We start from the raw sequence: 9,853 nt of genomic DNA on the forward strand, positions 1-9,853 counted from the left end.
GCAACATCCCGGCACGATCCCTATAATCATCTCGTTTCCCTCACATCGTGAGACGAGATGCTCCGGTCCGGACCGGTTCGGAGCGCGAGAGAGTTTTGCCGTGCGGCGCCGACATCCGGCGCCCGGCCTGAAGGAGGTTCACATCCATGTCCCAGGGACCGTTGATGCCGAAGGCGACAGCCGTTTGGCTCGTCGAAAATACATCGCTGTCGTTCGACCAGATCGCCGATTTCTGCAAGCTGCACCCGCTCGAGGTGAAGGGCATTGCCGATGGCGAAGTCGCGGCCGGCATCAAGGGCTCGGATCCCATCACCACGGGCCAGCTGACCCGTGACGAGATCGAGAAGGCCCAGAAGGATCCGAACCATCGCCTCCGGCTCGCCGAGTCGCGGGTGAAGCTGCCGGAGCAGAAGCGGGTCAAGAAGGGACCGCGCTACACCCCCGTGTCCCGCCGTCACGACCGCCCGAACGCGATCCTCTGGCTCGTGCGCAACCATCCCGAGTTGAAGGACGCGCAGATCATGCGTCTGGTGGGCACCACCAAGACCACGATCCAGCAGGTCCGCGAGCGCACCCACTGGAACTCGGCGAGCCTTTCGCCGATGGACCCTGTGACGCTGGGCCTGTGCTCGCAGATCGATCTCGATTTCGAGGTGCAGCGTGCCGCCAAGGACCGTCCGCAGGTCGAGCCCCAGGAGCAGGGCGGCACCCTGATGCCGGCGGAAATCTCCACGGCTCCCGAGCGGGTCGATCCCTTCGCGGACATGAGCCGTCCGAAGCCGGCCCCGGAAGAGCACATCGACGTCAACTCGGTCTTCGCCAAGCTCAAGCAGCTCAAGCGCGACGACGAAGACGAGGAATAAGGTTTACGCGAAAGGCCCGGAGCGATCCGGGCCTTTTTATTTGGTCCCGTCCGCCTGCCCTTGGCGCCTGGGCTGCCGCCGGCGCGGCTTTGATGGTCTGTCACGGCTCCGCTCAAAGCGTATCTTCGCTCCGACGGCGTCAAGCCGAGCCGCGTTGTGCAGATCCTTGGCAGCCTGATGGACCAATGCCTTTTCATCATCTCCGAGGGCTTGCGTTAGCAAAGCTTCGAAGAGCGCCTGCTCATCCCCGGTCGGCTTTGTCATCCGTGAACCTTTTCAACCGGCAAGCCCCCTCGCCTTCAGCGCGTCCCCGATCTCGGTCAGGATCATGGGATCGTCGATGGTTGCGGGCGTCGACCATGCGTCGCCATCGGCGATCTTCTTCATGGTCCCGCGCAGAATCTTGCCCGAGCGGGTCTTGGGCAGGCGAGCGACGGTGATCGCCAGCTTGAAGGCGGCGACGGGCCCGATCTTCTCGCGCACCAGGCCCACGAGTTCCGCCTCGATCTCCTCCGGCAACCGGTCGATGCCGGATTTGAGCACCACGAAGCCGCACGGCACCTCGCCTTTGAGCGCATCCTTCACACCGATCACGGCGCATTCCGCCACCGCGGGATGGGAGGCCAGCACCTCCTCCATGCCGCCCGTCGAGAGGCGATGGCCCGCAACGTTGATGATGTCGTCGGTGCGGCCCATGACCCAGATATAGCCGTCCTCGTCGAGATAGCCCGCATCCGAGGTGTTGTAATAGCCGGGATAGACCGAGAGATAGGATTGCCTGAACCGCTGGTCCGCCTGCCACAGGGTCGGCAGGGCGCCGGGCGGCAGAGGCAGCTTGATGACGATGGCGCCCATGGTGTTGGGCCCGACCGATCTGCCACCCTCGTCCAGCACGTCGAGGGTATAGCCCGGCATCGGCACCGTGGGCGACCCGTGCTTCACCGGCAGGGCTCCGAGCCCGAGCGGGTTGCCGGCCACGGGCCAGCCGGTCTCCGTCTGCCACCAATGGTCGATGACGGGCACCTGCAGAATGTCCTCGGCCCATTTGACCGTATCGGGGTCGGCCCTCTCGCCCGCCAGGAACAGGGCGCGGAATGACGAGAGATCGTATTTCTTCAGGAGTTCCGCCTTCGGATCCTCCTTCTTGATAGCGCGGAAGGCGGTCGGCGCGGTGAAGAGGGTCACGACCCCGTGGTCCGAAATCACCCGCCAATAGACGCCAGCGTCCGGTGTTCCCACCGGCTTGCCCTCGTAGAGAATGGCGGTGCAGCCGTGAAGCAGCAGCCCGTAGACGATGTAGGAATGGCCGACGACCCAGCCCACGTCGGACGCGGCCCAGAACACCTCGCCCGGCTTCACGCCGAAGAAATGGCCTATGGACCATTTGAGCGCGACCATATGGCCGCCATTGTCGCGCACCACGCCCTTGGGGATGCCGGTGGTGCCCGACGTGTAGAGCACGTAGAGCGGATCGGTCGCCGCAACCGGCACGCATTCGGCCTTGCGGCCCTCGGCTCTCGCTGCCTCGACCGCGCTCGTCCAATCCCGGTCGCAGCCTTCGTTAAGAGCGCAGGCAAGTTGCGGCCGCTGGAAGACGAGGCAGGCTTCCGGCTTGGATGAGGAGAGTGCAATCGCCTCGTCCAGAAGCGGCTTGTAGGGAATGACGCGGGCGCCTTCGATGCCGCAGGAGGCGGAGAGGATGATCTTCGGTTTGGCATCGTCGATGCGCGTCGCCAGTTCCTTCGCCGCGAAGCCGCCGAAGACCACGGAATGGATTGCCCCGATCCGGGCGCAGGCCAGCATCGCGAAACTCGTCTCCGGGATCATCGGCATGTAGATGACGACGCGGTCCCCCTTGGCGACGCCCATGTCCTGGAGCACGGCGGCGAGCGTCGCCACCTCGTCCTGCAGTTCCGCATAGGTGATGCTGCGTTTCGTGTTCGTGACGGGGCTGTCGTAGATGATCGCCGCCTGATCGCCGCGCGTGGCGACGTGCCGGTCGACGACGTTGTAGCAGGTGTTGCATTCCGCGCCGACGAACCAGCGACCGTAGATGCCGGCCTGCGGATCGAACACCTTCTCGGCAGGCTTGATCCAGTCGATCTCCCGCGCCGCCTCTTCCCAAAAGCGCACAGGATCGGATTGCCAGCCAGCATAGACCTCATGATAGCGGCTCTGAGCGGATGGCATGGTGTTCCCCGTTGCGTTCTCTGCATGAGACTTCAAGCGCCTGCTGTGGTAGCAGGCCACCAAGCCGTGGTCAGGGGCGACTTTCGGCGAGTCGACTTTCGGCGAGTGTTTTCGTGATTACCGATCCTGTCTTCTATGCCGTCGCCATTCCCGCCGTGATCCTTCTGGGGCTTGCCAAGGGCGGCTTCTCGGGGCTCGGCATGCTCTCGCTGCCCATGATGGCGCTGGTGGTCTCGCCCGTGCAGGCGGCCGCCATCACGCTGCCGATCCTGATCGTCCAGGATGTGGTGTCGGTCTGGGCCTACCGGCATGCCTGGGACCGCCGCAACGTGGTCATCCTGCTCCTGGGAGCCGTCTCCGGTATCGTGACGGGCTATCTCCTCGCGGCTCAGGTCTCCGATGCGGCCGTCAAGCTGGCGGTCGGGATCATTTCCGTGGCCTTCGCGCTTCGCCGCATGGTGGTGGAACGCGGCGGGCGGCAGCCGAAGCCTGCGCCGGCCGACGTGCCGCGCGGCATCTTCTGGGGCTGGGTGACCGGCTTCACCAGCATGGTCGCCCATGCCGGCGGCCCGCCCTTCCAGATCTATGTCATGCCCCAGCGGCTGCCGCGGGATATCTTCGTCGGCACGGGCGCCGTGCTCTTCGCACTCATCAACTGGATCAAGGTTCCGCCCTATCTGGCGCTCGGCCAGATGACCTCCGAGAACATGGCCACGGCGGGAGCCCTGTTCCCGGTGGCGATCGCCTCCACCTGGGCCGGCGTCCTGCTCGTGCGGCGCGTCTCGGGCCAGAGATTTTATACGGCGGTCTATATCCTGCTGGTCCTCGTCGGCGCCAAGCTCATCTATGACGGCGTGACTGCGCTTTTCTGAAACGTCCAAGAAAAAGCCGCCGCTCCTTGGATGAAGCGACGGCTTCTTCAGGTGGGGAATGTTGACGAGCCGAGCGGCTAGTGCACCGCCGTTTCGGAGCTTCTCAGCCGTGTGATCTCGTCCTTGAGTTGAAGCTTCCTTCGCTTGAGTTCTGCCAGCCTCATGTCATCTGCCGACGGTCTATTGAGGGTATCCTGGATTTCGCGCTCGAGAGCCCGATGCTTCCGTTCCAGTTCCGTCAGGTGATTCTGCAGCGGCATGTCAGTTCCTCCTATTCGATCTACTGACCGGCCGATTGTGGCAGACAGAGTGTGGCGAGTCGAAGGCCAAATTCAAAGAATCGAGAGTAGAAGATGCTTGAGCGATCTTGCTCTCCACAGGGCCTAAGAGCATACTTCCGCCCCTCTTGGCCCGGCGGCCGAAGGCAGCTTGGCATCTTAGGTATTTTCAATGAACGAATTGGCTGAACTGGAAACGGAATTGGCCCGTCTCAAGCAGGAACACCGTGATCTCGACATGGCCATCGATGCCCTGGAAAGCATGGTCGCCGGGGACCAGTTGCAGGTCCAGCGCCTGAAGAAGCGCAAGCTTTTTCTCAAGGACCAGATCATCCGGCTCGAAGATCAGCTGACTCCCGACATTATTGCCTGAGAAAGCTTGGCTTTTTCGGGAACGGCCTTGCCTGCTTAGGACAGCTTCGTTATTCCCGCTGGACAGTTAAGGCCTTCAAGCCGGAGCCACGCCATGGCGCGTCCCCCTATTGCCATCATCATGGGCAGCCAGTCCGACTGGGCCACCATGCGTCATGCCGCCGAGACGCTCGACGCGCTGGGCGTTGCGTATGACTCCCGCATCGTCTCGGCCCACCGCACTCCGGACCGGCTGGTGGCCTTCGCCAAGGGCGCCAAGGCGGAAGGCTTTCAGGTCATCATCGCCGGTGCCGGCGGGGCCGCCCACCTGCCCGGCATGACCGCCGCCATGACTCCCCTGCCCGTTTTCGGCGTACCGGTGGAATCCAAGGCACTGTCGGGCCAGGACAGCCTGCTCTCCATCGTCCAGATGCCAGCCGGCATTCCGGTGGGCACGCTTGCCATCGGCCGTCCAGGCGCGGTGAATGCGGCCCTGCTCGCGGCCGCCGTGCTGGCCCTGCACGATCCTGCCTTGAGCGATCGCCTCGACGCATGGCGCCAGCGCCAGAGCGAAAGCGTGGCCGAGCGCCCCTCCAACGAAAGCTAGAGAACCTCATGATCCGTCCCGGCTGCACCCTCGGTATCCTCGGCGGCGGCCAGCTTGGCCGCATGATCGCCATGGCGGCGGCGCAGCTGGGCCTGAGGACGCATATCTACGCGCCCGACGAGAACAGCCCGGCCTTCGAAGTGGCGACCGAATTTACCATCGCGGCTTACGAGGACGAAGCGAACCTGGTGCGTTTCGCCAAGGCCGTGGATGTGGTGACCTACGAGTTCGAGAACGTGCCGAGCGAGACGGCCGCCACCTTGAGCGCCCATGCGCTGCTGGCTCCCAATGCGCAGGCGCTGGCTGTGTCGCAGGACCGCTTCCTCGAAAAGAGCTTCATCGCGGGCCTGGGCATCGCGGTCGCGCCCTTCGCGCCCGTTTCCACCGAGGCCGAACTGGCCGAGGCTCTCGAGCGCATCGGCAGGCCCGCCGTGCTCAAGACCCGCCGCTTCGGCTATGACGGCAAGGGGCAGGTGAAGATCACGCCCGAGACCGATCCCGCCGCGGCCTGGGAGGAGATCGGACGCGCCGCCTCCATCCTGGAGGGCTTCGTGCCCTTCGAGCGGGAGGTCTCGGTGGTCGCCGCCCGCACCGCCGCGGGAGCCTTCGCGGCCTTTGATCTGTGCGCCAACGAGCACCGCTATCACATCCTGGATACCACCCGGGTTCCAGCCGGCGTCTCCCCCGAAACGGAGGAGCAGGCCTTCCGGATCGCCCGCTCCATCGCCGAGGCTTTGGATTATGTGGGCGTGATCGCGGTCGAGCTGTTTCTGGTCACCGAGGACGGCACCGAGCGTCTCGTGGTCAACGAGATCGCCCCTCGGGTACACAATTCCGGCCATTGGACGCTCGGCGGCGCCACGACCTCGCAATTCGAGCAGCATGTGAGGGCAGTCTGCGGCTGGCCATTGGGCGACACCGCTCGTCTCGGCCGGGTCGAGATGAAGAACCTGATCGGGCACGATGCCGATGCCTGGGAGGAGATCCTGGCCGAGCCGGGCGCGCACCTGCACCTCTACGGCAAAACGGAAGCGCGGGCGGGCCGCAAGATGGGACACGTCACGCGTGTTTTCCCGGAGGCGAGCTGAACCTTTTAAAACCGGAGCCGTTGTCTCCCTGGGCCGACGCATTTCTTGAGAAGCAACCCTGGACAGGCCAGGCTTCTTCTGATATCGACGCCGCCCAGATAGAGGTGCGCATGGCGCGCCTCGTTGTTTTTTATCACAATCGAAACGGTTCAAATACGAGGAATTCGCGTGCAGGTTCTTGTCCGGGATAACAACGTCGATCAGGCGCTCCGCGCTCTCAAGAAGAAGATGCAGCGTGAAGGCATCTTCCGCGAAATGAAGCTTCGCGGCCACTACGAGAAGCCGTCCGAGAAGAAGGCCCGCGAGAAGGCTGAGGCCGTTCGCCGCGCCCGCAAGCTGATCCGCAAGCGCATGCAGCGCGAAGGCCTGCTGCCTTCGAAGCCCCGTCCGACCCGCTAAGCTCTTCTGAGCAGGCCTGAAAAGGCTAGCCTCTCGGTTGTGAACCAGCGCCCGTCGCGCAAGCGGGGCGCTGTTTGCATGTCTGGGGTCTCACTTCTCTAATCAATTAGGTAACTAAGTTGCAATTTCTATTGCGCCGATGCCTTTTTGATGCCTTGTTTCACGGCTGTTAAGGATTTCCCGCCACAGTGCCGCTCCCTGGTATCCGTGAGTAAATAAGCTGGAGACGAAGGTGTTCGCCCCATCGATTCGCCATTTGGCCCCCTTGAGCCTAACCCTCGTTGCCCTCGGCCTCGCCGCCTGCAGCACCACCGGCGGCGGCCCCGCCCAGCGCATCGCCGTTGTGGAAGAAGACACGCAGGGCACGAGCACGGTCAACATCTCTTCCCTGTCGGACGTGATCCAGCGCAATCCGAACGATCCGAGCGCCTATAACACCCGCGGAGCGGCCTATGCCCGCGTGGGGAACTACAGCAGCGCGATCTCGGACTTCACCAAGGCGGTGCAGCTCGATCCGAACTACGCGCCGGCCTATACCAACCGCGCACTGGCGCTGCGGCAGACGAACCGCAACGACCAGGCGCTCGCCGACTTCACCCGCTCGATCCAGGCGGATCCGAATTACGGTCCGGCCTATATCGGCCGCGCCAATCTCTATCGCGCCCAGAACCAGTACCAGGAAGCCCTCAGCGACTTGAACATGGCGACCCGCCTCCTGCCCGAATCGGCCGAGGCGCTTCACTCGCGCGGCTTGCTCTATCAGCGCCAAGGGATGCATCCGCAGGCGATCCTCGACTTCGACGCCACCATCGACCGCAACCCCTTCGTCGGCGCTCCCTACGCCGCCCGCGGCCAGAGCTTCGTGGCGACAAACCAGTTCGACAAGGCCATCGAGGATTTCAACGCGGCGCTGAACGTCAACAACAAGGATGCCGATTCCTGGGCGTGGCGTGGCGTGGCCCTCGAGCGCAAGGGCGACCGGAGCCAAGCCCTCGAAAGCTATTCCCGCGCTCTGGCCCTCGACAACGGCAACAGCGTCGCCCGCCAGGGCAGCTCCAGGCTCCAGGGCGGCGTCGCAGGCCTGTTCCGCTCGTAAGAGAGCTGTTGGAGGAAGGGACATGAACCCCGCCCCTCCCCTGCGGACCATCGCCGATATCGAAAGACTTCTGGAAGCGCATGCGGACCTGCATGCGCTTCTTCTGCATGTGGAGAGCCTTGGGCTTCCCGATTGCTGGATTGGGGCCGGTTTCATCCGCAATACCGTCTGGGACGTGCTGCACGAACGGGAGATCGATGTGTCCCGTCTCAACGACGTGGACGTGATCCTCTTCGATGCGAGCGACACTCGAAGGGAGCGGGAAAGCGACCTTGAAGACCGACTCCGCGAAACCGCTCCCGGCGTGATCTGGTCGGTCAAGAACCAGGCGCGCATGCATCGTCGCAATGGTGATGCGCCGTATCGCGACACGTTCGAGGCCGTCGCTCACTGGGCGGAAACCGCCACCGCAATCGCGGCGCGATCACTCCGCGGGAAGATCGACGTGGTGGCTCCCCATGGGGTGAAGGATCTTCTGAACCTGATCGTACGGCCGGCACCGGCCTTCGAACGAAAGATGGCAGTCTATCGCGAACGAGTTCTGAGCAAGCATTGGTCGGCTCGCTGGCCGAAACTGACGTTGCTCATGACATGGGGCGAGGCTTATCCGGCCCCTCACAGTTCCTTCGACAGGATCGAGACGTAAGGCTCAAAGCCGAAGGCGCGGTAGGTGCGCTCAGCCCGTTCATTGGCGACGAGAACGCCGATAAAGAGGCGCTTCAGGCCGGCCTCCTTGGTCAAACGCTCGGCCTCCTTCAGGAGCATCTGGCCGATGCCCCGACCACGCCAGTCGTTGTGGACGATCAGATCCGTCACCGTGCCATGATTGCGAAACCCGTCGGCCACATAGGCCGCATCCTGATCGAGCGAAAAGCCCATGGCGCCGACAGCGATCCCGTCTGCCTCCGCAAGAATGATGCGGCCGTTGCGCCGGGACAGGCGCTGCATCAGCTCGTCGTAATACTCAGTCGCCGCACCATAATCGCGCCGTCGGTCGCCGATCAGATCGGCCTCGAAGACGTTGAGCTGGTGGATCAGCTCGATGACGGCATCCCGGTTGGTAGGAAGGGCGGTGCGAAGAGTAATCGGCGACATGACAGGGTCCGGGCAAAGCGCATCGGGGCTCGCGTTAAAGCAGATTTTGCCGGCTTCGTCATCGTGGGCGTCCTACCACTGTCATTCCGGGCCCGGCTCTAACGAGCCGCCCCCGAATGGCAGTGGAGATGTTGATCCAAAAAAACTAGGACGGCAAAGCTAGCTGGCGGGACTGCTGCTCGAGAGCTGCCAGATAGGCGGCGGGATCATGCCGGAAGCGGGTGCGCAGGGTTCGCGCGCGGCGGCCTCTCTCCAGACGCTGGCGCAAACTCCTCCAGTGCTCCCGGTTCGCGGCGCCCAGATCTCGCGCCGTGGGCGCCTGCACGCGGGTCGCAGTGGCGGCGAGCAGCCGGACCGAGCCGCGCAGAACCGCACCAGGGGCCGCTGTCTTGCGGCCGGTGGCACGCCGCTCGTGATAGCGCTGCGAGCCGAAGAGCTGTTCAAGATCGTTGTTGGTGCGCGGCAGGTCTGGCACCGCGTAGGTGTGGAACAAGCCGGGGCGATAGCTGCGCGTGACCTTCTGGAAATGATCAAGTGCACCGGCCAGCGACCCAGCTTTGAGGCGATGCCGCTGCATCGCGCCCAGCACCCCGTTCACCCGCCGCCGCACCATGACGGCACTCTCCTCTTGCGGGTTGCCGAGCCCATGCGCCACGGCGTGAACAAACCGGTAGGCGTACTCCACATCCGGCCACAAGGCGGCCGTGCGCTCCAGCGCACGAGCGATCATCTGGTGCAAGCGCGTGAGCGCCGGCGCGAAGCCCCCTTTTGCGGCACCCGGTCCAGGCTGCCGGCCACCTTCTCCAGTCGCTGCTTCAGTTTGAGGCCTGAGGCGGCCAGCGGCGCCCGGCCATCATCGGTGATCGCGCTGCGCACCGCCGCACAATAGCCCTGGACGAGCACTGCCTCGGCATCATCCCGCTCCTCCACGGTGCGTTCGATCCGACGGATGCCGCGCACCTGCTTTTTGAGTTCCTTCTTGGCATGCCGATCGGCCTCGAAGATCGGATGCGC

General features: G+C 64.1%; 11 protein-coding genes and 1 pseudogene. 8 read left to right on the forward strand and 4 right to left on the reverse strand.

Features of this window, described 5'->3' with window-relative positions:
• Positions 1-146 precede the first annotated feature (146 nt).
• Positions 147-863, forward strand: coding sequence for a DUF1013 domain-containing protein (locus tag FS320_RS11485; RefSeq protein WP_152711586.1), 717 nt, complete (start codon positions 147-149; stop codon positions 861-863).
• A gap of 276 nt (positions 864-1,139) precedes the next feature.
• Here FS320_RS11485 and FS320_RS11490 read toward each other — a convergent pair whose 3' ends face one another.
• A complete protein-coding gene (locus tag FS320_RS11490; protein WP_152711587.1) occupies positions 1,140-3,053 on the reverse strand; it encodes a propionyl-CoA synthetase in 1,914 nt (637 codons plus the stop codon).
• A 113-nt stretch (positions 3,054-3,166) separates the two neighbouring features.
• On the opposite strand from FS320_RS11490, the gene FS320_RS11495 reads away from it, so the two are divergent.
• The gene (locus tag FS320_RS11495) at positions 3,167-3,925 is read left to right on the forward strand and encodes a TSUP family transporter (RefSeq protein WP_162002972.1); all 759 of its coding nucleotides are present in this window, start codon (positions 3,167-3,169) and stop codon (positions 3,923-3,925) included.
• Positions 3,926-4,002: 77 nt separating this feature from the next.
• Here FS320_RS11495 and FS320_RS11500 read toward each other — a convergent pair whose 3' ends face one another.
• Positions 4,003-4,185 (reverse strand): YdcH family protein, encoded by a 183-nt coding sequence (locus FS320_RS11500; RefSeq protein WP_152711588.1) that lies wholly within the window; start codon positions 4,183-4,185, stop codon positions 4,003-4,005.
• Between the two features lie 190 nt (positions 4,186-4,375).
• Between FS320_RS11500 and FS320_RS11505 the strand changes: the two genes are divergently transcribed.
• From FS320_RS11505 to FS320_RS11530, 6 genes are all read left to right on the forward strand, one after another.
• Positions 4,376-4,576: a YdcH family protein gene (locus FS320_RS11505; RefSeq protein ID WP_152711589.1), complete on the forward strand. Its 201-nt coding sequence runs from the start codon at positions 4,376-4,378 to the stop codon at positions 4,574-4,576.
• Positions 4,577-4,669: 93 nt separating this feature from the next.
• Complete coding sequence (gene purE, locus FS320_RS11510; protein ID WP_152711590.1) at positions 4,670-5,161, forward strand: 5-(carboxyamino)imidazole ribonucleotide mutase; 492 nt, start codon at positions 4,670-4,672, stop codon at positions 5,159-5,161.
• An 8-nt stretch (positions 5,162-5,169) separates the two neighbouring features.
• A complete protein-coding gene (locus FS320_RS11515; protein ID WP_152711591.1) occupies positions 5,170-6,249 on the forward strand; it encodes a 5-(carboxyamino)imidazole ribonucleotide synthase in 1,080 nt (359 codons plus the stop codon).
• Between the two features lie 168 nt (positions 6,250-6,417).
• The gene (gene rpsU / locus FS320_RS49735) at positions 6,418-6,648 is read left to right on the forward strand and encodes a 30S ribosomal protein S21 (RefSeq protein ID WP_009763401.1); all 231 of its coding nucleotides are present in this window, start codon (positions 6,418-6,420) and stop codon (positions 6,646-6,648) included.
• A gap of 232 nt (positions 6,649-6,880) precedes the next feature.
• Positions 6,881-7,744: a tetratricopeptide repeat protein gene (locus FS320_RS11525; RefSeq protein WP_162003549.1), complete on the forward strand. Its 864-nt coding sequence runs from the start codon at positions 6,881-6,883 to the stop codon at positions 7,742-7,744.
• 22 nt (positions 7,745-7,766) lie between these two features.
• Positions 7,767-8,390, forward strand: coding sequence for a nucleotidyltransferase family protein (locus FS320_RS11530; protein ID WP_152711594.1), 624 nt, complete (start codon positions 7,767-7,769; stop codon positions 8,388-8,390).
• Here FS320_RS11530 and FS320_RS11535 read toward each other — a convergent pair.
• Together FS320_RS11535 and FS320_RS11540 are read right to left on the reverse strand one after the other, a co-directional pair.
• Positions 8,360-8,839, reverse strand: a complete 480-nt coding sequence (locus FS320_RS11535) for a GNAT family N-acetyltransferase (RefSeq protein WP_152711595.1) — start codon at positions 8,837-8,839, stop codon at positions 8,360-8,362. The two genes, FS320_RS11530 and FS320_RS11535, sit on opposite strands and share 31 nt — an antisense overlap.
• Positions 8,840-8,984: 145 nt before the next feature.
• A pseudogene (locus FS320_RS11540) lies at positions 8,985-9,853 on the reverse strand (ISNCY family transposase); the annotation flags it as partial.

The organism is Microvirga tunisiensis (assembly GCF_009296175.1).
Lineage (GTDB): Bacteria > Pseudomonadota > Alphaproteobacteria > Rhizobiales > Beijerinckiaceae > Microvirga > Microvirga tunisiensis.